Below are 23,533 nucleotides of genomic sequence, written 5' to 3'. Positions count from 1 at the left end.
GGAGTTCTCTGTTGTCTGTTTTTGGGGATGAATTATCCCAAAGCGGTTTGGGCTTACTAGCAGTGGGCCTCTGGCCCAGCTACCAGAGGTGCCACCATGACCTACCATGTCCGCATGTTGGACATGCCGTCGAGCGATCGCCCGCGAGAACGGCTGCTATCTTACGGGGCTAAAAGCCTCTCGGCCGCAGAGTTGCTGGCCATTTTGCTGGGCACTGGCCAGGGGCCAGGTAAGCTGTCAGCGGTGGGGCTAGGCCAGCTCATTCTGCAAGAAATGGGACAAAACCAGCGCGATCCGCTCACATCTTTAAGGGATGTATCGGCCCACGATCTGGAGCAAATCTCAGGCGTTGGCCCGGCTAAAGCCACCACCATATTAGCCGCCATTGAGCTGGGGAAACGGGTGCTGCAAGCGATTCCGCCCGAAAAAACCGTCGTAGACGACCCCGCCATTGCCGCCGCCGCTCTCAGCCACGAGTTGATGTGGCAAGCCCAGGAGCGCTTTGCCGTGGTGCTGCTCGATGTGCGCCACCGGTTGATGGGCACCAAGGTAATTACCATCGGCACTGCCACCGAAACCCTGGCTCACCCGAGAGAAATTTTCAAAACCGTAATTCGCCACGGTGCCGTGCGCTGCATTGTGGCGCACAACCATCCTTCAGGAAATCTTGAGCCTTCCCCCGACGACCTCTCGCTTACCCGTCAGCTACTTCAGGGGGCGCAGGTTCTCGCCGTGCCGGTGCTCGATCATTTGATTATTGGCAATGGCGACTTCCGCAGCCTGCGCCAGACCACCCAGCTTTGGCAAGAAACACCGCAGGGAGTCTAAGTTAGGCTGAACTTCCAGAGCATGCAGGCGCATAACGCCGTCATGGCTGCCCGCAGAATAGGCCGGACTATTCTAAGTAACTAAAAAAGAGGGTGCCGTGGGACCCGCTCCCAAACGAATCAGGCACCCTCCTGGACCACTGTCTGAGAGGATTTGCGATCGCCTAGATCGACGCAGCAGCGGAAGCTTCCAGCGCTGGTGCTACGGTCGCCAGGTCAAAGCTACCGTCAATAGCGCCCAGGGGAGTGGTCAACGAGGCGGTAGCAATGCCACCGCTGACATCAATAACGCCATCAATACCAGCAAAGAAGTCGGCTCCCTGATTGGTGAAGGCCACCACGTCAAAGGTCGTCTCAAACAGCCCCAAGGGGCCTTCGATCGCAGCGTCGAGAACGCCATCGGTGAGCGTACCGGTGCCGTTTAGGTCTTGAACAAAACCGGCCACATATTCACTAGCTACAGGCCCGATGGCTAGCTCAGTCGTTACCGGTAAGCTCAGGCCAGAGCCAATGGGTATCAAGGCATCGAGACTAGCCAGCCCGTCGGCCAAATTCAGCGACCCAGTCACCGCCGAGAGGGGCACCGACAGATCGCCATAGGCACCCAGGGAAGCCACAATGTTGCCGCTGTTGAGGTCAACGGTACCGTTGACGTCGCCCACCAGAGGCAGCACCGTAGCGAAGGGGAAGACCGCGTCATCCTCAAAGTCAATGTCGGCTACTAGCTGGCCAAAAGGCGTGGCCAGATCGAGGTTAAGATCGCCCCCGGCCACATCCACGGTGCCGCTGAGGGGGCCTAGAGCTGTGGCCAGGTCAAGGGTAAACGCGCCGTTGGCAAACGGTACGGTGGCATCAATGGCGTTGATAGCGTCTAGCACGAAGGTGCCAGCGGCAGCAGACAGGTCAACCGCGGGCAAGGTGGCTGTTTGACCATCAGTGGCGATCGCTGCCTCTAAAATTCCCCCATCTAGGGTGAAGGTGCCATCCGAGACAGCGGCCAGATCGGCAAAGCCTCGCAGAGTTGTAGGGGCATCAAAGGTGCCCGTCAGAGCCGTGCCATCGGCCAGCAGCAGGTTGGCATCAAACCGGCCATCCTCCACAGAAATTTGGCCAGTAGCATCGGGCAGGTCGCTGGCAAAATCGGCCACCAGGTTAGCAAAGCCGGGGTCGAAAGCGGCTAGCAGGGTCAGCACACTGGTGCTGCTGAAGAAGGATTCGTTGGGAGTAAATTCAACAACGGCTTCTTCTTCGTTGAAAAAATCTTGGTTGGGCGACAAATCAGTATCAGTCAAAGACATAGGGAACACCCTTGCTTTCCTTCAGATAAACATCAGCGACAGATGACCTGTCGCAGGTGGCTCAGCGCCACCCACTGGTCTGCAATGCTCCGCTGGGTATTGTGCCATAGGAATCTAAGAGTGCCTAGGTAAATTTTTGGGCGATCGCATCGTCATTTCTGCCTATTCCCCTAGCCTTACCACCACAGGCCCATGTTATCGAAACGGCGCAGTAGGCTTGCGCTCGCTGCTCCGAGCCGCCCTCACGCCGCTCAGCCGCGCCCAACCACCAAAGCGATAAACCCACACCAGCACCACCAACCAGTGCATCAGCACCACTAACCAAAGCGAGCCCGTAATCCAGTACGCGGCAATCAGCACTAGCCCCAACCAGCCCGCCAGCACTAAAAAGCGAGGGTCCGAGAGGCCCGCCCTAGCCCCCCTGTACAGGGTTCTATCCAGTACAACGTGATACACAATAAACGCCACAAAGCTGACGATGCCCCACAGCAACCAGCGATCGCCGGGCACCCCTTCCACTTGGTGGGGCAGCAGCATGACGCGGAAGATCGTTTCTTCAAGCAGAGCAGGGGCAATGAAGCGACGCAGGGCATCTAGAGCAAAGCCTATCGAATTAGACGCTGCCTGCTGTCGCACCAAAAATCGATTTCTCAACCCAAAGGGAAGCGCCAGCAGAGCGTAGAGCGACAGCATTACCAGACCTAGCAACCCCATAGGCCAGCTCAAGCCGGTAGCAAAGGCATCGGCCAGCCGCTGGGTGACCCGTCCCAAAATGGGAACACCCCCGAAAAAAGTTGTCGGGGGAACCGGCTGCACCATTGGGTCAAAGCCGCCCACCATATTGGTACGCAAAAACCACAGCTGACCGCCATGCTCTAAAAAAATGCGGGCTACCCGGTCGTGCGCCCAGCGAGGCATCATGCTGTGCCAGGTGAGTATGCCGCTCAACAACCTGCGGCTGCTGGTAAGACCACCAGTTGAGTCAACCCCGGCCAGCGATTCAGCGTTAGCTTGCCAGTCGGGACGCACCACACCGTAGGGCACCAGCATCGCTTCGAGGTCGTTGCCCAGAGCGGCAAAACGTTGGGATCGCTCAACCTCTGGGCTGTCAGGGTTTTGCTGCACCCAAGTGGCAATCTCAGGCTGGCTGTCGATCTGGCGGCGAATCTGCTGAATCGCGATAAACAAGGCCTGGTTGGAGTCTTGCACACAGGAGGTAGCGGGGGTAACTGGAGCCACGCCCGTACCGTCGCCAACGCGGTAGCGAGCCGCAATCACCTGGAGCTGTAGCAACAGTTCGCGAAACAGCGAAATGCGCATGTCGCCAAACTGAAACGGAGCGATGAAGGCGTCGAGCTTAACCACCACATCCGACACGGGGCGACTGCCGAGCCAACCCCGCTGCATGTCGCCCATGTAGTCGGCCCAATCGTGGGCACCGGACACAATGCCGTTGGGGTTGTGAGCGTAGATCTGCTGGTACTGAATATCAAATTGCAGCTCGTTGGTGATGGGTTCGCGCACCACCTGGGCCAGCCCGTACGCAAAATGGCCCGTTATGGTGCCGACCGGAGCAGATTCTGCTTTCTCACCGCCGATACCGCCAAAGAGATGAATCACAAGGCCATAGTCGCCCTCTTGCCACTGAGCCTGAGCGGTGTCGGCGCTGCCTGCGGTGGCGCTCACCAGCAGGCGCTGAAGGGTGCCCTGGCGCTGGGGCGTGCCTTGCCAGTTGTCGCGATCGAGGTAGCGGCGACCTGAGACTAGCCCCAGCACCACATCGTCAGGCTGAAGCTGAACCAGCGCTCTGGGCTTAAGAGCCTGCACGGTGAACAAACCGTCCTCGGCGCGGCTGCCGTAGATATACCAGCCAGCACTGCCGGCGGGCGACTCGGCTAGGTCTCGCAGGTTAGACATGAAGCGATCGCCCGACATCGCCGGCTGCTGCGGGATACGCACGGTGCCCGTAGGACCGCTGAAATTGCCCGACGCGGCGTTATAAAACTGAGCGCGAAAATATTCGGTTGGGCAGGGCGGCTTCCCAGGACAAACTGTAGGACGTGGGGCCTTAACGGTCTCGTCAGGCCCCAAGAGCTTTACCAGGCCATATTCTCTCCCGGTAATTTGAATGGGCTCAAGGCCCACCCGCAGCATGGGGCGATCGCCTTCTACAACCACCTCTACCTCTGCCAAGCGGACGGTAACATCATCGTTGGGTCGCGCCCCCGCTAAAGATTGCAGTGGCCCAACCGCCTTACGACCATTCAGCCGGGTGGGCAATATGTTGCCGTTGGCCAAAGACTGCTCAGCTTGAGCATTAAAGGCAACATCGCGAGTAACGGTTTTCATGTAAGCCTGGGACTGGGCGTTGGGTTTCCAGGTGAGTTTCAGCCTTTGGCCCGCCAGCTCAGGAAAGTCGGGGGAACTGTACCACAGATCCATCCACACCCAGTCGCCGGGAACAGCGGCATACTCGGCCTCGCTAGGAAGCAGGAGCCTACCGTTCCACAGCCCGTTGGGGCGCAGAGAGGGAGCAGTAGGCAGAGGCGTTGGAGGGAAGGTCTCAACTCGATTGGCTGATAGGGTGAGGGCGCGATCGTAGTTGGTCACGACACCGTTGGGCACAGCCTCAGTATCTAGAGCCTGAGAGAGAAAGTTGGTAGCCAGCGGCTCGTGGGGTGGCGGTGCGCCTCCGGTTTTGGTCGCTAGCAACCCCAGAAAACAAACCACGGCAACAATGACAGCAACCCGCTGCACCAATCGCTGAGCACGGGGAGGCAACGGCAAGTCTAGATCAGAAGGCCGTAGCATTGGGAACGCTCATCTCGCGACAGAAAAACGCTAGTAAACCACATTCGGCCCTCCGGAAAGTGGGCCTTAAGGAAAACCAAAGCTTCGCCCTTCTAGGCAGTAGGCCTCAAGCTATGGCATCGCCAGGAGAGTTAGCTTGAATTTCCATAGGAGCGTCTAGGCTACGGTACTGACCCAGTAGGACCGCTTTCCTGCCGCGATCGCAACCCCTCCACAATCGTATTCACGATCACCGCATCGTTCCAGGCGGGAGGCTCTTCGCCCAGGCGCACAATCACTAGCTCCTCTGACGGAATCACGTACACCCGCTGGTGGTGGCGACCATCGAGATAAAACGTGTCGGCGGCAGCAAAGGGAGCCGACGAGGCTCGGTTGACCCGAGGATAGTCGGCAGTGCGGGCCTTGAGCCAAATGTGCAGGCCAAAAGTCGGCTCTAGGGGCGATGCTTCTAGCATTTGCTCCAGCCAGCTTGCGGGGATAATTTGGCGATCGCCTACTTTACCCCCGTGCAGCAGCATTTGCCCCAGCCGCGCCCAGTCTGGGGCGGTAGCGAAAAAGCAGCAAAAAGGTTTTGCGCTTCCCCTCGGACGATCTAGCCAGAGAAAGCCATCTCCGGCACCCAAAGGCTGCCAGAGGCGGCTACTTAGGTAATCACCAAAGGATTCTCCTGTGGCCCGCTCTAGCACCAGGCTGAGCAGTTGCGAATTGAAGTTGCTATAGTCAAACGCTTTGCCAGGAGCGCTTTCTAAAGGAATATCCAGCACAAGCTTTTGAGTATTTGAGCCGCCGTAGAGCTGCACCAGGTCAGAGCGCAGCGTGTCGATACGGTTGTCGTTGCGCAGACCCGACTGCATGTAGAGCAGGTCGACCAGGGTGATGTCGCCCCTGGGGTCATCGGCCCATTCTGAAAGGTAGGTGCTGACAGGATCTTGGATGGAGCCGATATGCCCCTCGTCGATCGCCACGCCAATCAGCAGCGCCAGCAGGGTTTTCACCATCGACATTGAGTTGACGGGGTCGCTGGCTTGGTGGCCCTGCCAGTATTGCTCTAGAACAAGGCGATCGCGGTGCATCACCAGTAGCGCCACCGAATTCTGCTCCTCGGCAAACTCCAACGCCTTTTGCAGCGCTTCGGGAGGAATCTCAGTTGTTTCAGCCTTCACCAATGGTGGAGCCTGGGGACCAACACCGGGGACGAGCTGCTGGGGCCGATACCAGTCCGCCGAGGTGATAGGGGTGTCGGGGTAAGTGAGCGATCGCCCCAGCAGTCGCCAATCCACCGAAACCCGCAGCAGCCCACCCACGGCTACAAGACCTACCACCGTCCATAGCCTAGGCCGAAGGAATGCTCTCGTCATACCGTCGTCGAGTTATTCCCTGCAATCCCAGGCTCTATTCTAGCTAGCTCGACTTAGCCATCTTCAGCAGCCAGATTCCAGGGTTCTTTTTAGCCTTATACCAGGACTCCATGTCATTCAAGAACCCTGAGATCTACGCCCCTACATGCCCATGATGCAGTAGCCAGAATCGACATAGAGAATCTGCCCGGTCATGCCCGTTGATAGGTCGCTGCACAGAAAAGCGGCAGTGTTGCCCACTTCGGTCTGCGTTACGGTGCGGCGCAGCGGCGCCACTTCTTCAACGTGGTGAATCATATCGAGAATGCCGCCGACTGCCGACGAAGCCAGGGTGCGAATGGGGCCAGCGGAAATGCCATTGACGCGAATGTTGTTGGGACCAAGCTCGGAGGCTAGGTAGCGCACATTCATTTCCAACGCCGCCTTGGCGATACCCATGACGTTGTAGTTGGGCACCACTCGCGCGCCACCCAGGTAGGTGAGAGTGACGATGCTGCCACCATCGGTCATCAGCGCTTTAGCCCCGCGCGCCAGGGTAATTAATGAGTAGGCACTGACATCCAGCGCTAGCTGAAAGCCCGCTTTAGACGTGTTGCTAAAGTCGCCCGTCAGGTCATCCCGGTTGGCAAAGGCCAAGCAGTGAATCAAAATATCGAGCTTGCCCCACTTTTCTTGGATGGTGCCAAACACCTGCTCGACCTGGGTTTCGTCCTGCACGTTGCAGGGCAAAAACAGACTGGGGTTGAGCGGGTCAACCAAGTCTTTGACCTTGCCTTCCATCCGGCCTCTTTCGTCGGGCAGGTAGGTGATGCCCAGGTTAGCCCCAGCTTTGTGCAGCTGCTGGGCAATGCCCCAAGCAATGGACTTATTGTTGGCAATACCCGTTACCAGGGCGTTTTTACCAGTCAGGTCTAGCATGGCTCTCGGTGGTGATTCGCATTTAGGAGTCTACGGGAATTTGGGACCGGTGAATAGGGTATAGCCCGATAGAATAGGTAGGCTTGGCGCATAAAATTCTGCCTAACATTTACATCTCCGCTACCCATGGAAGTTATCCCCGCTATTGATTTGATTGAGGGTCGCTGTGTGCGACTTTACCAGGGCGACTATGCCCAGACCGAGGTGTTTAACGACAACCCGGTAGAGGTGGCGCGGCAATGGGTAGATCAGGGGGCAACCCGGCTGCACCTGGTGGATCTCGATGGGGCCAAGTCAGGTAAGCCCGAGAACTGGCAGGCTATAGAGGCGATCGCCCAGGCAGTTAATATTCCCATCGAAGTGGGGGGCGGCTTGCGCGATCGCGCCCGCGTCACCGATCTGTTCTCTCTGGGTGTGCGCTACGCCATTTTAGGCACTGCTGCGATCGAGAACCCCGAGCTGGTCAGCGATCTGGCCGGGGAATTCCCCGGCCAAATTATCGTCGGCATCGACGCCCGCGATGGCAAGGTGGCAACGCGCGGCTGGCTGGAAACGTCGGAGGTGGATGCGATCGCCCTTGCCCAACAAATGGAACAGCGCGGCGCCGCGGCGGTGATCTATACCGATATCCAGCGCGACGGCACCCTGCAAGGCCCCAACATTCCAGCCATGCGAGCCATGGCCGAAGCCGTGTCGATGCCGGTGATCGCCTCCGGTGGCGTGGGTGCTTTGCGCGATTTGCTCAGTCTGCTGGCCCTAGAGAGCCAGGGAGTTACCGGCGTAATTGTGGGCCGCGCCCTTTACACGGGAGATGTGAGCCTTAAAGAAGCCGTGCGAGCGGTGGGTAACGGACGGTGGCAGGATGTGCCCCCATCCCTGGGTGATTCGGCCTTTGCTTGATAGGGACATGAGCAAAGACCGGCCTTTGGAGGCGATCGCAGCCTGTAGGCTTATTGCATGAGGCGAATCTAGGTATGAACTCTGGTTTATTAACTCCTCCCTTTGAAGCTGCTGCCCTGGCAGCGGCCGACACCTCCGCCTTAAAATCTAGCCTGCTAAAGCAGGTAAACGAGCGGGAGTCTGAGCCAATGGCCAAAAAAGTCCGTTTCGCCAACGAGATCCTGCTGTCGCTCTTCAACGAGTTAGAACGCCGCAACCCTACTCCCAATCTGAATCAACAAATTCCGCTGTTGAAAGGGATTTGGCTGCCTATTTGGTCTACTATTCCGTTTCAAGACATTATTCCAGGCCGGGTGCATCACGAGTCTTATCAAATTTTTGACGACAATGGCTTTTACGCCAATCTAGCCCGCTACAAACCTGGCCGTAAAACTCCAATCTTGAGCTGGGTCTCTCGCTGGCTACTCAGCTACGATTTTATGATCATGCAGAGCTACGGAATTCAAGCGCTGGCCGAAGCCGATCACCCCTCCGCCCCAGGGCAAATGGGGCAAGACTATTGGGAAATTCAAAATGTCTGCATCCGACAGGTTTTGCGCTTTGGTTCACCTTCCTTTAGCGCTGATGCGGCTCAAACTTGGTTCAATCAAACTGTAGCCAATCATCAAAAAAATCCTGCATCTCAACCGCAAACCACTAAGCCCGCACAGGGTAAAAATCGCGTCACGACAAAGCAATACGAGCAAATCGCCCAAGCCCGACCCCGCCTCGACCACCTCTATATCGACCAAGATTTTCGCCTTGTCAAAACCCAGCGAGAAAAATCCCAGCGTCCGTCCTACACTGTAGCCCTACGTTTACCGACCTAACCTCTGCGTAGCCGTAAGTTGAGTGACGTGCTAGTAAAACTCAACAAAACTCATTCCAACACAAGTGGGGGCCGAACGGAAGGAACCAATCTATGCCTAAGTGGAGATAGCAAAGATTCGCTTTTTGTAAGCCATATCATTTGGCAAATTCTGCAAGTAACGCCGGAAACTGTTCTGGTGGCGGAAATTTACTGAAGCTATAGGTGGCAGGCGTTGTTACCCAAGGCAGTTTTTCGTCCGTGTATGTTTCGATGAACGGGCTGAACGCTTGAGCATCTTCCAGGAGGCTAGAGCGGATATTAACGAGGTCATCTAGACCTTCGGGGCGGGTGAAAAGCCAGCTCATACAGTGGCCACAGAAATAATGGCGGGTCGCACCATGCAGGACGCCAATCACCGGGCTACCCGATGTAATTTTGAGGCTTTCGCTAGGGTAGAGGGCGCTCAGGGAAAAGGCGCTAGATGTCATTTGCTGACAGCCGGTGCAGTGGCAAGCCATGGTGATCAGAGATTCTGAAGCTACCTCAAATTGAACCTGCCCGCATCTACAACGCCCCACCTTAGGAGAAGTATTATTTGCCACAATTTATTCCTAAGTTTCTCTCAACGTAGCGCAATCTTGCTTGACCATCCAAAGTTTTTATAACGCTGAATCAGCAGATAGTTGTGGTACGAAAAAGGCCAGTTAGACATTTCAGCTCTACTAACGAGGCGACACGATGGGTAGGTAGAGCTACTGAATGACTAGGCCGTGAGCTAGGCATCAACTGAATGAATCCTTTAATCAAACAATATGCTAATTGGCCCCAATCACATTGATAGCGGGTAGCGTGGTTGGTATAGCCCGTCTGTTAGGTCAACTGTCTCCCGAACCAGTTGTGCGACGCTCTCAACAGCAGCGATGAGTTCTGTGGGAGAGGCACCGAGGTGCGCGAGCGTCTTCTGCACCCGCAGCCCAAACTCCCGCGGGGCCTGCTCAAACTCGGCAATCTCCTCAAGGGCCGTCTTGTCGTTGATCAGGTAGGTGTGGTTCAAAGCGAAAAGCACTAATACCAGCTGGTTCACGGCACAGGTCAGGCAAGCTGCCGTCCCATAGCCATCAGAGCGCATGGCAAACTTGCGAGCGAATGCAGCAAGGCCGAATTCTGCCATCCAGAGATAGTCCTGCACTACGGACCGGCGCAGGGCCTCCGGGTAGTTCGCGACCCGCCGCTTCAGCAAATCGAGCCGGGCCTCGGGATCGAACAGGGGAACACATACCTCAACGTCGCCAAGGTACGTCCCGCTGAAGTATCCAAAGGGTGGCTGTTGGGCATAGTGAAGCTCGTACCGGCCTGCTTCTGCCTCGGCGATGACCCGCTCTAGGTGTTCAAGGCTGCGATAGAGGAAATCGACGCGCTGGCCGCCAATGGTCAGCCAGGCTCCACCATTAACCCAGGGACCCCACTCATAGAAGTCTGTAACCACTGGTGCGGCGGTGTCGTCGACGGCGTCAGCCAGCTCACGAAGGCTTTGGATAGAGAAAGGATCTGATTCTGAGTAGAAGATGCCAAGATCGATATCCGACCCTGGCTGAGCGCGGCCGCGGGCATGCGACCCGCCAAGCACGACTGCCCTGATCCCACGGATCATTCCAAGTCGTTTTACGAGCGACGATACCAGTTCGCGTTGTTTGAGCGAGAGTTGTTTCACGGCCAGGGTAGCGATCCCCCAAAGAAGGGGGTAGGTCTATTGGTTAGCCAAGATCAAGACATCTTTTGGAAGGTGGCTTAGGTAGCCTCACCTGCTCAGGCTAGACCTTAGTCAGCAGCTCTGCGCCCTTAGGATCGATCGCAGCTGGTGCTCGACTAATCCCCGGCAGCAGGTTTTCTACCAGGGTATGGCTTTCTTCTAGCAGGTAGTTTAAGAACGCCTGAGAAACCACCGAGAGCTGCTTGCCTGCTAGGTGGGCCACATACCAGTGGCGATCGATGGGGAAATGGTCAACATCGAGAATGGCAAACTCGCCCCTGGTGCCTTCAGAGATAATGGTGTGCAGCGACAGTACTGAGATGCCCAGACCACCTGCGATCGCCTGCTTGATCGCCTCATTGCTACCCAGCTCTAGCCGCACCTTCACATTTATATCGTGCTCGGCAAACAGCTTTTGCACCGCGTGACGGGTTCCAGACCCTGGCTCGCGCATGATGAACTGCTCACCATCGAGGACACTAATGGGCGATCGCGCCTTGCCCACCAGCGGGTGGTCCTGCGGCCCCAGCACTACTAGAGGGTTTTCAAGAAAAGGGTAGATCTTCAGGTCAGGCTGCTCAGGCGGCGTACTGATGATGTAGAGATCGTCATCATTGTTAGCCATGCGCTCTTGAATCTGCTGGTGGTTGGTCACCTTCAGCGAAATATCAATGCCGGGAAACCGCTGACAAAATGGCCCCAGTAGCCGGGGCACAAAATATTTGGCCGTGGTGATCACCGCCAGGCGCAGCTGGCCCTGCTTGAGCCCTTTTAGATCAGACACCGCCATCTCAAACTGATCGAGGCCGTCAAAAATTTCTTGGCAGGTGTCTAACAACTTTTGCCCTGCCTGGGTGAGGTAGAGGCGCTTGCCAATCTGTTCAAACAGAGGTAGTCCCACCGCCTTAGTCAGCTGCTTCACCTGAATCGACACCGTGGGCTGGGTCAGGTAGAGTTCTTCGGCGGCTCGGGTAAAGCTGCCGTGGCGGGCAGTTGCTTCAAAAACCTTAAGCTGGTGCAGCGTGGCATGAATCAACGAACAACCTCCCCAATCAAGCAACAGCGCTTTTTACATAGACGCTATTCTATCAAATCAGGATGACTTAGTCTGCTTTTTCTATGAATGAATCGCCACGGAAAAAATTGGCCTGGGGAAAGGCAGGCAAAAAATGGGGTTAAGGAGCAAGGTTCAGGGCGCGAGGGGCAACCTTAAACCCTACACCTCGCACCTTGAACCTCAGTTAACCAAAGCTTTGAGCACTGTCTTGGCTGCTAACCACCCGTCTTAATCGTGTCGATTTTGCGCACAAACAGGTCAGAGAAGATAGTGATCACCCGTCGGGGCCGGGTCTTGATATTGGCGCTCAGCGACATGCCCGATTGCAGCTTCACGGGCTGCCCATCGATCGCAATCACCTGATCGCCTAGGGTAATCTCTGCCGGGAAGCGAAAGGTGGGGTTGATCTGATCGGGGGGCAGCGCGTCAGAGCCAATCCGGGTCAGAGTGCCCTTCACATCGCCAAACTCGCTGTAGGGGAATGAGTCGATGCGCACATCGACCTCCATACCTTCGCGCACAAAGCCAATGTCGCGGTTGGTGATAAACACCCGTGCCACCAGGGCATCGCTGGGCACAATTTCGAGAATCGGCTCGGTGGAGTTGGCCACGTAGCCCGCCTGGTTGGCCTTGAGGTTAAACACTGTGCCGTTCACCGGGGCGCGCAGCTCTTGGTAGGTGAGGGTCTGCTGGAGCTGGGCGATCTGGCTATCGAGCTCTTGCAGTCGGTTGTCGTTTTCGAGAATAGTTTTGGTCAGCTGGCTGTCGATAGTGGCGATCTGGTTGTTGTTGGCGGCGATGCGCTGCTGCAAGTCGTCTTGGGAGGCGATTGAGGTATTGCGAAATTGCTCCTGGGCTTGGGTGATCGCCAGCTCTAGCCGCTGCCCTTCCTCCACCAGGCGATTCACCTCGGTCTGGCGGTTGTTCACCTCCTGCTCCTGCTGGAGATATTGGATTTCGCCGATGCCCCCGGCTTCATACAGCGGCCGAATGCGATCGAGAATATTTTGGTTGACTCGCAGGGCATCGCGAGCATTGGCTAGCTGGGCCTCGGTTTGGGTGAGCTGGCGACGCAGCTGATCAACCTCCAGGTTGGCGATGCTGAGGCGCGAGTTGAGTTCGGCGTTAGAAGCCCGCAGGCGATCGCGCTGGGCGACAGGCAAGCTCTCCCCCGTCACATCTCCCGCTAGCTGGGCGCGGTAGAGGGCATTTTCGGCCACCAAGGCGGCGCGATTGCTGGTCAGCTGCACCAAACCGGGAGCAATATCCACCGGGGCGCTGGCCTCAATATTGTCGGCTAGCTGCGACTTATAGTAGGCGTTTTCTTCCCGCACCTTGGCGCGAATAGTCTCCAGCGAGGTGAGCTGAGCTTGGGTGGTCTCGGGGTCAAACCGCAGCAACGGGTCGCCCACCTCCACAGCCTGTCCCTCGGTGACCAGCACCTCCCGCACCACGCCGCCCACCGGAGCCTGCACCGGCTGCACCATACCCTTGGGCTCGAGCTTGCCCTGGGCCGGTATGGCCTCCTCAAACTTAGCCAAACAGGCCCAGGCTAAGGTAAACGCTGTCACTCCGACCAGGCTCCACACCACCGCCCGCGACCAGCGAGGCGACTGGCGAAGAATCACTGGTTTGTCGAACTGCACCTTTTGCCGCGAGGGCTGATTGGCCAGCACGGCGTCGCCGTTTGGGTCAGGGGTCTGCGATTGAGTAGGGGGAATGCTGTTGATGCGAACCATGGTTGGGGGATGGGGGAAGTAGGGGAGTCGGGGAGCGGGTGGGTAGATGGGTAATGGAGGGTTTTGAATTTTGAATTGCGGGATAAGAATTAAATTCAAAACTAAAAATTCAAAATTTATCTGCTGCTAGCCTAAACACCGCTGAGCTGCTGTTGGTAGAGAGTAAAGTAGCGCCCCTGGAGTTCCATCAATTCGGCGTGGCTGCCCAGCTCGACCGCTGAGCCCTGCTCCATCACCAAGATCTGGTCGGCCTGCTGAATGGTGTTGAGCCGGTGGGTGATGAAGAATACCGTGCGGCCCTCGGCCCAACCTTTGAGGTTCATCGAGACCTGGTGCTCGGTGTCGTAGTCGAGAGCACTGGTGGCTTCATCCAAAATCAGCAGACGTGGATTTTGGAGAATGGTGCGGGCGATCGCAATTCTTTGTCGCTGCCCCCCCGACAGGGTCGAGCCCCGCTCGCCAACGCGGGTGTTGTAGCCCAGGGGCAAATCCATAATGAAGTCGTGGCAGCAGGCAATTTTTGCTGCCTCAATAATCACGCTGGGTTCGGCGTCGGGGTTGGTGAGCGAAATATTCTCTTGGATGGTGCCCTCAAACAGCAGGCTATCCTGCGGCACAATGCCGATCTGCCGCCGCAGCGAATGCAGCTCCACCTTGCTAATGTCGTAGTGGTCGATCAAAATGCGGCCCGACTCTAGCTCGTAGAGGCGAGGCAGCAGCTTCATCAAAGTGCTCTTACCCGAGCCGCTCTGGCCCACTACACCGATGAATATCCCCGCCGGAAACTCTAGGCTAACGCTGGCCAATTGCAGCGGCCCCGAGGGCGCAAAGCGAAAGGCCACGTTCTCGAAGGTGACTTGCCCAGTAATCTCGGGCATCGGAATCTGGTTGGCCTCGTCGGACTCGGTCTCCTGAGGGTGGTCGATGATGTCAGACAGCCGCTCCAGGGACAGAGCCGTTTCCTGAAAGTTTTGCCACAGCTGGGCCAAGCGCAAAATCGGCGCAGTCACGTAGCCCGAAATAATCCGAAAGGCAATCAGCTGTCCCAGGGTGAGTTGCCCCTCCAGCACCAAGTAAGCCCCCACCCACAGCACCAGCAGGGCCGAGAGCTTGTTGAGAAAGTTGCTGGCCGAGTTGGCGGTGGTGGAGGTCAGCACTGTATTAAACCCGGCACTGACGTATTCGGCGTAGCGCTCCTGCCACTTCCAGCGGGTGCGCAGCTCAATATTCTGCGCCTTGACGGTCTGAATACCTGACAGCGACTCCACCAGCAGCGACTGGGTGGCGGCATTGCGCTCAGCTTTAATGCGCAGCTGCTTGCGCACAATCGGGGCAGTCAGCGCCGTCACCAGCACAAACAGCGGAATCGTTGCTAGGGCCACCAGGGTCAGCACCCAGCTGTAGATGAACATCACCACGATGTATAACACCGAGAACACCGCGTCGAGCACCACAGTCAGGGCTGTGCCGGTGAGAAACTGGCGAATGTTCTCTAGCTCGTTGATGCGGCTGGAGAGCTCGCCCACGGGGCGTTTGTCGAAGTAGCGCAGGGGCAGGCGAAACAGGTGGTCGATGATCTCCGACCCCAGGGCCATGTCGATGCGGTTGGTGGTATCAACAAACAGGTAGGTGCGCAAACTGGTGAGCAGGGCCTCAAAAATGGCCACCACCACCAAGAAGACACCCAGCACTTGCAGGGTGTCGACGCTGTTTTGCACAATTACTCGGTCGATGATGATCTGCACCATCAACGGGTTAGCCAGGCCAAATAGCTGCACAAAGAACGAGGCGACAAACACCTCGATCAGCACCCAGCGATACTTTTGAATCGAGGGCCAAAACCACTGAAGGCCAAACTTTTGCTGGGGGGTTTCGCGGGTGGGCTCCAGCAATAGCACTTCTCCGCTCTCGCCCCAGGCCTCGGCAAAGCTCTCGGGGGTGCGGCGAATCACGCCCACCTCAGGATCGCCCAAAATATAGGCTTTTTCGCTGGTTTCGTAGAGCACCGCAAAGCTCTCCTGCCAGCGGATCAGGCAGGGGGTATTGAGTCGACCAAAGGCCCCTACGGGCACGCGCACCAGCTGGGTTTTGAGGCCCATCATCTCGCTCACCGAACCGCAGATCGGCAGCGACAGCTGACCCATGCGCTCGTGCTGGTTGGCCAAGATGCGGCGAATGACATCTTTGCGAAAGGGCATGGAGAACTGCTGGCTGAGCATGTCAAAGCAGGCCAGCGCCCCATCGACCTCGCCCCGCCCCCGAGCGAAGGGGTAGCGGCGGCTGGGCGACTTCTCTAAAGCTGAGGACGCCTGGGTCCGGGGCACCAGATCGGCCTCGGTGGCGTAGGGAATGTTGTTGACATCCAGCACCTCTACAGATCGAGCAACGGCCTCTGGCTCCAAATCAGCAGGTTCGGGCAGGGTCTCGGCTAACACCGCCGGGGTCATGCCCAGCACCCGCGCTCCTTGGGGACTGAGAATTTCTATGGGGCGATCGAGCGCTAGGGTTGAGCCCACGGGCAAGTTGAGCACCGTGCCGCCGCTGAGCACCCAGGTAAGGGCGCGATCGAGCTGAGCTAGATTATTGGAACCGGTGGGTAAGGTGACGATCGCCGATTCGTCACAGACCGTCTGGGCCTTGGCCCTGAGATCGCCCACGTCGAGGGCATGGGTTTTGGCATGCTCGGCTACCAGGTCAAAGGCCTCGATCGCATAGACGCGATCGCGCACTTCCCCCCCAAACTCTGGGTACTCGTTGAGCAAACTCAAAAACGTGTACGACGGCAGGGTGAGGGCCAGCACCTCACTTGAGGCGATTACCGTTTCGCAGGGCACCCCGCGAATTAAGCTGATCACCCCCAGCATTTCACCCCGGCTAAAGCGCCCTAGGGTCACCGGCTGCTGACTGCGCGGGTCGTAGCCTAGCAGCCGAGCTTGCCCCTCTAGCAGCACAATTACCTGCTGGGTCAGTATCTCCCGCCGCAGCAACGGCTGACCGACGCGGTACTTGAGGGGCTGGGCCGTTTGCAAGAGCTGCTGTAACGCCTCAGCAGGCAGCCGATCAAAAGGCTCCAGAGACTGAAAAGTTTGTTGAATCGAGAGCGACGTTTGGGTCATGGCCAGGGGTATGGACGCACGGTGGGGGCAGCCGGGCAGCTTTAATATGCCAAAGCAGGAGCGTAGTATTCACCAGGTTTGATCAATACGCTCAGTAAGCGATAGGCAGATGCACTAAATCGATACACAACGTAATTTAAGTTTGGCGACGGTTTGATGACCTTTCGTAGCCTGCCCCATCCTAAGCGGTTGGGTGGTCTCAGTAAAATAACGTCGGGTTAAAGTGACCAACTTTTTACCTTCTAGCTCCCGGACCGTAAGTCGTACCCTGGGGAAAGTGCTGCCACAGCGAGGAACGACACACCCGGTTGACCACCCTCTTGTGCCACTTTCATCCTCTGCCGCATTACATATGCGGTCTATACGGAGCGCTGGTAGCGTCTATATACAGACAATCCGTCAATAAACCACCGACCGTTGCTATGCCTACGCTGTCTTCTACGTTTTCTGTACCCCGTTGGCTTCAGACCAGTGCACTGGGGCTAACTCTGGGACTGGTCGCGGGATGCGAGAACTACCTTGCTACAGGCAACACCGTCACTACCGGTACCTACGAGGCTACCGCCACCGTTACCCAAACCTGGCAGGTCGACTACGCCCGCAGCTTTGACCGCCGCCAAACCATTCACCAAGAAACTTTCGAGTCTAACTCCCTCGTCAACCGCAACGGCGTACGCCCTGAAGGTGCCGCCACTGGCCCCGACGACAACGGGCTGTATTGGCCGCCCTTGCCCCCTCGCCCCACCGCCGATGAGCTAGAAGCCCGCAAGCGCGAAGCCATCGAGCAGCGCACCGATCCGATACTGCTCAAGGATGTTAAGTACGCCATTACCTTTGACTACAACGGCCAGCGGCGCACCCTGCCCACCACTCGCACCGTCTACCGCGAAGCTTCCAGCGCCTTTGCCGACCAGCAGGCGCTAGAAGTCACCTTTGGCCCTGGCGAGCAAAGCATTGGCGCGGCCCGGCGGATTGCAAATTTTGATCGGTAGCCCTACACCCCAGCACCTCGGTAAATGCGAGCCGCCTGCTCGGGGCTGAGGCGGTTAGCACCGGGCCAGTAAGGCTGCACCGGTTCGGAAAATTTGGGGAGGGCCACCGAAGGAGCACCAGCACCCGGCCTGACGGTGTCGTTAAACTCCAGGGAAAGCCCACCGGGCTTAACCGACTTAGCATGTTCTAGGTCGGCATAAATTTTGCTGTGGGGCGGTATGAAGGCTTTAGAATCCTCATCGTAGGCCAGAAGCTCGGCGGTATCGAGCTTGTAGATCCAGCCGTGGATGGCCAAGGTGCCTGCGTGCAGCTTTGAGCGCACCGAAGGGTAGGTTTGCAGGTTGTCGATTTGGGTGAGGACGTTTTGGGCCACCAGCAAATCAAGCTTTTCTTTCTTGGGCAAATCACTGTAATGGTCTTCGACCAGCTTGCGGGTGGCTTCGGTGTGGCGCAGCCAGTGGTAGACCAGAGGCATTTTTTCTTCTAGCTCACCGATTTGAAGCAGCCCTTTCATAGCTCCGCACTGGGTGTGGCCGCAGACAATCACCTGGCGAATATCAAGGGCCTCCATAGCGTACTCAATGGTGGCTCCTTCGCCGCCGTTGGTGGCTTCGTAGGGGGGAATAATATTGCCCGCATTGCGGATGATGAACAGATCACCGATATCCGCCTGAGTAATGATAGTGGGGTCTACCCGCGAGTCGGAGCAGCCGATAAACAACACCCGAGGGTGCTGGCCTTTGGCCAACTGCTGGATCAGTTCTTGGTGGTCGGGAATATAGTTTTCCTGAAACTCACGCAGACCTTGCAGCAGCTTTTCCATAGATCACACAGGAAGTTAGGGCAATCAAGCCCAGGCGATCGCCTGAACCCGCATCTATTGTTATCCCATATCTAAGGCATCAGCACCGCAAAGATTTACTTATCACGGCAATCATCCCTGCTTTTGAGGGGGAGCAGGACACCCACCTAGCCTCACAATTGATACCATTCCCACAGCCAGATTGAAAATTCAGCGCAATAATGGGCTTGACTTCCTATTGCTGCGGCTATGCGTAATCCCTTTTGGCGGTTTAAGTCTTTGCCCTGGGCGATTTTGTTTCAGGTGGCTTTGGTAGCGGTGGCGATCGCCACCGCCGCCGACCTGCTGCTAGCTCAGGGGTTAGCCCTATTGCTAGCCAACACCGGCAGCAGCCTAATGCCCCTGATGCAGCTGCTGTTCATGGCGCTGCCCGTCGCCGCCGGCTTTGGCATCGGTGCCCTAGCCCTCACCATTTTAGAACGCTGGTTTAAGAGTGTGTACATCGACACTGGCGTACTGTGGGCATTGGTGCCCTGCATCGCCCTGGTGCTATTTGTCAAAGGGTTTTTGCCCATCCCTACCGCGCTGGTTGCCATGTCTTACCCCCTCCTGGTAGGAGTGCTGCTGGGAATTTTTGTAGTGGGTAAACGCCACTGGCGACGCTGGTAGCGGCAGAATCAACCGGGGCAAGCTGAGCACACGTGTAAGTAATGTCATTAGACATAAAACAGTTGATGAAAGCCATCTTCAAAAGCCTGCTCATCGGTAGCCTGTTGGCCCTAGGCCTGCCCGCCCTAGCAGAAAATCCCCGCATCGAGATTGACTCCGACACTGAGGCGCTCAGCGATCGCGCGATCGAGCAGGGACCCATTCGCGTCGTCGCCAGCTATACCCCGCTCGATTACGATGCCGAAAACGTTAGCGACAACCTAACGATTCAGCTGTTTTATAACAACGAGCTCAAGCTGTCCACCACCGACACCGCCGCTATGTTTGCGGGCATTGAGCTGATCGATCTCGACAGCGACGGCACTTCAGAAGTGGTGGTTCAAACCTACAGCGGTGGTGCCCACTGCTGCCTAGCTACTACTACCTACACTTGGCAAAACGAGCAGTTTAACCCAGTTTATTTTGGCTACCTCGACGGGGGCGGCGGGCAATTCAAAGACCTCAACGGCGATGGGTTGATGGAGTTTGTCACCCTCGACAACTCTTTTTTCTACACCTTTAGCTCCTACGCCGGATCGTATCCACCCAGCGTCATTCTTACCTACGAAAATGGTGAGTACCGCGACACCACCACTCAGTTCACCAACTATTTGGAAGACGCTGCAGCTGATATGCGCTTCACGGTAGAAGACCCTGAGTTTGCCGATCGCAGCGACAAAAACGGCGTATTAGCAGGCTATGTGGCCCAAAATATTCGCCTGGGAAACTATCGCGAGGCCTGGCTTTTCATGCTGGCCCACTACGATCGCACCGATGACTGGGGGCTCGAAACCTACAACGACCAGGGTGAGCTAGCCGGCACCTATCCCGACTTTCCCACTGCCCTCTATGCCTTTTTGCAAGAGCTGGGCTATTTGGATGCTAATGGTAGGCCTCAGCCCACCGTCGATCGCTCTCCGGTGGAGGCCGAGCGGGCAAGTTTTCAATAGTAGCTTTGGGGTTTTAGCCCAGGATTTGCCGAAGGATTGAAAGGTTGAGACGATGGCGAATTTCTGGGCTTTAGCACCCTAGCTTTTCCGCAAAAAAGGGTAGGCCATTGCGGCCTACCCTCCAACATTTAGCGCTTACCGAGTTGGCTAAACAGATCTAGAAGCCGGTGCGACGGTAGTTACCACCATTGCCGCCGCCAGCGCCACTGCTACTGCGAGCATCATCGCGGGGGCGAGCTTTGTTCACCCGCAGTTCACGGCCCATCCACTCAGCTCCATCGAGGGATTCGATGATGGTGTCTTCCTGAGCTTCAGCGGCCATATCCACAAAGGCAAAGCCTCGGGGGCGGCCGGTCTCGCGATCGGTGGGCAGGCTAACCCGCTTGACTTCGCCGTATTCTGCAAACACTCGCTCTAAATCTTCGCGAGTGACATCGTAGGACAAGTTACCAACATAGAGTGACATAGGATTGTCTCCGTACTGTACAAAGTGCAGTGAGTAAACGGAGACAAAGCTGTATCGGAAATCAAAGTGAAATGAAACAAGCGAAATCTACCGAAAACTAACTAAGACAATTTTAACACTCCAAATCTACCCATGGGAGGGGTGAAGTTACCTTCTAGAAGTTGCCTCTAATTGTCGTATATCAAGCCTTCTGGCGCTTCAGGATTGTCTTCTAGATATTGGTCAAAGCCAGTTTTCTTAGGGATCTGGTGCTGGTGCGAAACCTCGGCTCGCATCTCTTCCACTACGTCCCAAGCGGCAGCGGCTTCGGCGGAGGTTTCGCCCTTTTCGGCGGTGATTTGATGGGCGTAGTCGATCGCTTTTTGCAGCTCGTCTTGGAAGTCCTTGCTGTCAACGCTCATAGTCGTTCTCCTCTTAGATCATCTTCAAAGTGGATAGGCCTATCTTACCTGTCTCGCGATCGCCGCAGGCGTTTCCTACACAGAGCCTTTGACGCAGCCTCCCTTAGAGGAAAAGGGGATGGTTAATCAGTGCTCAAACACCCCCTGGTACTGGAGCAGGTCGAGGGCGACGAAGGTAGGCAAACAGTCAAAACAATCCTGCGCTAGCTCCCACCGGCCCTCGCGTTTGAGCATGGCGGTCAGGGTTTGGTGAATGCTGTGCAGGTAGAGCACGTCATTAGCGGCGTAGCGCAGCTGCTCGTCGGAAAGATTCATGGCGTTGCCCCAGTCAGAGCTTTGGGCGGTTTTGTCGAGCTCGATGCCCTCTAACTCTTTGACCAGTTCTTTGAGGCCGTGGCGGGGGCTATAGGTGCGGCTCAGTTTGCTGGCGATTTTGCTGCAAAACACCGGGGCCACGGTAATGCCCAGATTGTGCTTGAGCGTGGCCAAATCGAACCGAGCAAAGTGAAACAGCTTAAGAACGTTCGGCGCTTCCAGTAGTTCTTTGAGTAGAGGGGCTTCTTTTTGGCCAAGTTCGATGCGCACCACCGACACATAGCTGTCTGCATCGGCGAGCTGCACTAAGCACAGGCGATCGCGCTGGGGCAGCAAGCCCATGGTCTCGGTGTCGCAGGCGATCGCGCTGGCCTGCCGATAGCGATCCAACAAGTCAGGGGTGAGGTCGCGATCGCAAATTTCAAAACCGTCGGCCATAGGGGTTCCTAATTGTTGTCAGATAAACCGGGCTGCCACGGGAAACAATTACTGTCCAGGGCTTGCTCTAGGGGAAAGCAGGGGCCGTAGGAACACATCCTTCTTGGACTCCGCTGAGGATCAAGAATAGCTCGCGTCCGTTAACCATATTGCTTTGGGAACGTTGTATCGAGGTGTAGATGCGGCTGGGGCTATCCTCCAAAATCAACTGGATATCGTAGCGATTGTGCAGTACTCCCATAATCCAGTCACGACTGTGGCGATCGCGCTCAGTCTCCCAAAAATTGAGCATCAGCAGCCGCTCACAAATCTGCCGAAGAAAGTTGGGCAGCGATCGGCGATCCTGTCGGGCGAGACTTTTGATTTCCTCAATCCGGTTGTTTAGGTCGAGGGCATCAAAATTGGGCGATCGCAGTTGAGCAGCCGTGGTCTCCAACCAAACGTTGAAGTCAGTGTCGTACAGCGATTTAGGCCCGCCACTTGTGTCCACGGCAATCCGCTCACGTTCCAATCGGTCTGCGACTCAGACCGCCTACTTTAGCCCGCCCAACGCCTTGGCAACGGTGTTGACATCCTTGTCACCTCGGCCCGAGGAGTTGATCACAATACGGGGGTTACCCGTCAGTTGCGGACACAGGGTTTCGAGATAGGCAAAGGCGTGGGCCGTCTCCAGCGCGGGGATAATTCCCTCCAGACGCGATACCCGCTGAAACGCGTCTAGCGCCTCTTGGTCGGTAACGCTGTAGTATTCGGCTCGGCCTGCATCCTTCAAAAAGCTGTGCTCGGGGCCAACACCGGGATAGTCTAGACCGGCACTGATGGAGTGGGCCTCGATCACCTGACCTTCACTGTCTTGCAGGAGATAGCTCATCGCTCCGTGGAGCACGCCAACTCGACCCTCCGTCAGGGTGGCCGCATGCTTGCCGCTGGCCACACCGCTGCCCGCCGCCTCAATGCCGATCATCCGCACCGTGGGCTCGTTGACAAACTCGTGGAACAGACCCATGGCGTTGGAACCGCCACCGACGCAGGCCATCAGAATATCGGGTAGGCTATCAAACTTCTCTTGGCACTGGGCACGGGTCTCCTCGCCAATAATGGCGTGGAAGTCGCGCACCATCATCGGGTAAGGGTGGGGACCAGCTACAGAACCTAGGATGTAGTGAGTATTTTCTACATTCGTCACCCAGTCGCGAATCGCTTCAGAGGTAGCGTCTTTGAGGGTGCCGGTACCCGCCGTCACGCCGCGCACCTCAGCTCCCATCAGCCGCATACGAAACACGTTCAGCGACTGGCGCTCCATATCTTGCACGCCCATATAGATGACGCACTGGAGGCCAAAGCGGGCGCACACCGTAGCGGTGGCGACCCCATGCTGCCCGGCCCCGGTTTCGGCAATGATGCGCTGCTTGCCCATGCGCTTAGCCAGCAGCACCTGACCTAGAGCATTGTTGATTTTGTGCGCGCCTGTATGGTTGAGGTCTTCGCGCTTGAGATAAATATCGGGACCGCTACCGTCAGGACGGCGGTAGTGAGCGGTGAGTCGCTCAGCGAAGTAGAGAGGCGTGGCTCGACCTACATAATCCTTGAGCAGGCCATTTAGTTCAGCGTGAAAGTCGGCCTCGTCGCGATATTGGTAAAATGCCTGCTCTAGCTCAAAGAGGGCGGGCATGAGGGTTTCGGGCACGTATTTACCGCCAAACTGGCCAAAGCGACCCAGGGCATCGGGGCGAGCATCGGTTACAGCAGGGCGAGGCGAAAGCGGCGTCTGGGTCACGGTGGCAGCGGGGTGAAGGGTTGTAAGTAGCCCTCATTATAAGTAATGCTCTGACCCGT

Annotated in this window: 21 protein-coding genes; 6 read left to right on the top strand and 15 right to left on the bottom strand. The window is 56.8% G+C overall.

What is annotated here, in order from left to right:
* Positions 1-96 precede the first annotated feature (96 nt).
* On the top strand, positions 97-828 hold the full coding sequence (gene radC, locus NC979_RS09380) for a RadC family protein (RefSeq protein WP_190514856.1): 732 nt from the start codon (positions 97-99) through the stop codon (positions 826-828).
* Positions 829-991: 163 nt separating this feature from the next.
* Here the strand turns inward: radC and NC979_RS09375 are convergent, their stop codons facing one another.
* The 4 genes from NC979_RS09375 to fabI all read right to left on the bottom strand — a co-directional run bounded on the left by NC979_RS09375 (position 992) and on the right by fabI (position 7,212).
* On the bottom strand, positions 992-2,125 hold the full coding sequence (locus NC979_RS09375) for a hypothetical protein (protein ID WP_190514855.1): 1,134 nt from the start codon (positions 2,123-2,125) through the stop codon (positions 992-994).
* A 195-nt stretch (positions 2,126-2,320) separates the two neighbouring features.
* A complete protein-coding gene (locus tag NC979_RS09370; protein WP_190514854.1) occupies positions 2,321-4,936 on the bottom strand; it encodes a CPBP family glutamic-type intramembrane protease in 2,616 nt (871 codons plus the stop codon).
* A gap of 161 nt (positions 4,937-5,097) precedes the next feature.
* Entirely contained in the window at positions 5,098-6,258 is a 1,161-nt protein-coding gene (locus tag NC979_RS09365; protein ID WP_347403883.1) for a serine hydrolase domain-containing protein, read from the bottom strand.
* Positions 6,259-6,435: 177 nt separating this feature from the next.
* On the bottom strand, positions 6,436-7,212 hold the full coding sequence (fabI, locus tag NC979_RS09360; protein WP_190514852.1) for an enoyl-ACP reductase FabI: 777 nt from the start codon (positions 7,210-7,212) through the stop codon (positions 6,436-6,438).
* 126 nt (positions 7,213-7,338) lie between these two features.
* Between fabI and hisA the strand changes: the two genes are divergently transcribed.
* Together hisA and NC979_RS09350 are read left to right on the top strand one after the other, a co-directional pair.
* Positions 7,339-8,112 (top strand): 1-(5-phosphoribosyl)-5-[(5-phosphoribosylamino)methylideneamino]imidazole-4-carboxamide isomerase, encoded by a 774-nt coding sequence (gene hisA, locus NC979_RS09355; protein ID WP_190514851.1) that lies wholly within the window; start codon positions 7,339-7,341, stop codon positions 8,110-8,112.
* Between the two features lie 74 nt (positions 8,113-8,186).
* Positions 8,187-8,981, top strand: coding sequence for a hypothetical protein (locus NC979_RS09350; RefSeq protein ID WP_190514850.1), 795 nt, complete (start codon positions 8,187-8,189; stop codon positions 8,979-8,981).
* A gap of 136 nt (positions 8,982-9,117) precedes the next feature.
* Here NC979_RS09350 and NC979_RS09345 read toward each other — a convergent pair whose 3' ends face one another.
* From NC979_RS09345 to NC979_RS09325, 5 genes are all read right to left on the bottom strand, one after another.
* A complete protein-coding gene (locus tag NC979_RS09345) occupies positions 9,118-9,540 on the bottom strand; it encodes a GFA family protein (protein ID WP_488656484.1) in 423 nt (140 codons plus the stop codon).
* A 251-nt stretch (positions 9,541-9,791) separates the two neighbouring features.
* Positions 9,792-10,673, bottom strand: a complete 882-nt coding sequence (locus tag NC979_RS09340; protein ID WP_190514849.1) for a nucleotidyltransferase domain-containing protein — start codon at positions 10,671-10,673, stop codon at positions 9,792-9,794.
* A 100-nt stretch (positions 10,674-10,773) separates the two neighbouring features.
* Complete coding sequence (locus NC979_RS09335; RefSeq protein ID WP_190514848.1) at positions 10,774-11,748, bottom strand: LysR family transcriptional regulator; 975 nt, start codon at positions 11,746-11,748, stop codon at positions 10,774-10,776.
* 236 nt (positions 11,749-11,984) lie between these two features.
* Positions 11,985-13,508, bottom strand: coding sequence for a beta-barrel domain-containing protein (locus NC979_RS09330; protein ID WP_190514847.1), 1,524 nt, complete (start codon positions 13,506-13,508; stop codon positions 11,985-11,987).
* A 131-nt stretch (positions 13,509-13,639) separates the two neighbouring features.
* Positions 13,640-16,624: a type I secretion system permease/ATPase gene (locus NC979_RS09325; protein WP_190514846.1), complete on the bottom strand. Its 2,985-nt coding sequence runs from the start codon at positions 16,622-16,624 to the stop codon at positions 13,640-13,642.
* A gap of 422 nt (positions 16,625-17,046) precedes the next feature.
* Here NC979_RS09325 and NC979_RS09320 point away from each other — a divergent pair, with 422 nt between their 5' ends.
* Entirely contained in the window at positions 17,047-17,616 is a 570-nt protein-coding gene (locus NC979_RS09320; RefSeq protein WP_190514845.1) for a hypothetical protein, read from the top strand.
* A 2-nt stretch (positions 17,617-17,618) separates the two neighbouring features.
* On the opposite strand, the gene NC979_RS09315 is transcribed toward NC979_RS09320, so the two are convergent.
* Positions 17,619-18,440, bottom strand: a complete 822-nt coding sequence (locus NC979_RS09315; RefSeq protein ID WP_190514844.1) for a carbonic anhydrase — start codon at positions 18,438-18,440, stop codon at positions 17,619-17,621.
* A gap of 228 nt (positions 18,441-18,668) precedes the next feature.
* On the opposite strand from NC979_RS09315, the gene NC979_RS09310 reads away from it, so the two are divergent.
* Both NC979_RS09310 and NC979_RS09305 read left to right on the top strand, forming a co-directional pair.
* Complete coding sequence (locus NC979_RS09310) at positions 18,669-19,088, top strand: peptide chain release factor 1 (protein ID WP_190514843.1); 420 nt, start codon at positions 18,669-18,671, stop codon at positions 19,086-19,088.
* 41 nt (positions 19,089-19,129) lie between these two features.
* The gene (locus NC979_RS09305; protein ID WP_190514842.1) at positions 19,130-20,077 is read left to right on the top strand and encodes a hypothetical protein; all 948 of its coding nucleotides are present in this window, start codon (positions 19,130-19,132) and stop codon (positions 20,075-20,077) included.
* 157 nt (positions 20,078-20,234) lie between these two features.
* On the opposite strand, the gene rbp is transcribed toward NC979_RS09305, so the two are convergent.
* The 5 genes from rbp to trpB form a co-directional block, all read right to left on the bottom strand.
* On the bottom strand, positions 20,235-20,543 hold the full coding sequence (gene rbp, locus NC979_RS09300; protein ID WP_190514841.1) for an RNA-binding regulator: 309 nt from the start codon (positions 20,541-20,543) through the stop codon (positions 20,235-20,237).
* A 167-nt stretch (positions 20,544-20,710) separates the two neighbouring features.
* Complete coding sequence (locus NC979_RS09295) at positions 20,711-20,944, bottom strand: Calvin cycle protein CP12 (RefSeq protein ID WP_190514840.1); 234 nt, start codon at positions 20,942-20,944, stop codon at positions 20,711-20,713.
* A gap of 126 nt (positions 20,945-21,070) precedes the next feature.
* Positions 21,071-21,697 carry a ribonuclease H-like domain-containing protein gene (locus NC979_RS09290; protein WP_190514839.1) on the bottom strand — a complete coding sequence of 209 codons (627 nt, stop codon included), beginning with the start codon at positions 21,695-21,697 and terminating at the stop codon, positions 21,071-21,073.
* Positions 21,698-21,764: 67 nt separating this feature from the next.
* Positions 21,765-22,187, bottom strand: coding sequence for a DUF29 domain-containing protein (locus NC979_RS09285; protein ID WP_190514838.1), 423 nt, complete (start codon positions 22,185-22,187; stop codon positions 21,765-21,767).
* 42 nt (positions 22,188-22,229) lie between these two features.
* Positions 22,230-23,474, bottom strand: coding sequence for a tryptophan synthase subunit beta (gene trpB / locus NC979_RS09280; RefSeq protein ID WP_190514837.1), 1,245 nt, complete (start codon positions 23,472-23,474; stop codon positions 22,230-22,232).
* Positions 23,475-23,533: the final 59 nt, after the last annotated feature.

The sequence above is a fragment of the Leptolyngbya subtilissima AS-A7 genome, assembly GCF_039962255.1.
In the GTDB taxonomy this organism is placed as follows: domain Bacteria; phylum Cyanobacteriota; class Cyanobacteriia; order Phormidesmidales; family Phormidesmidaceae; genus Nodosilinea.
Note: the sequence above shows the minus strand (reverse complement) of the source record. Positions and strands in the feature narration are given on the sequence as shown.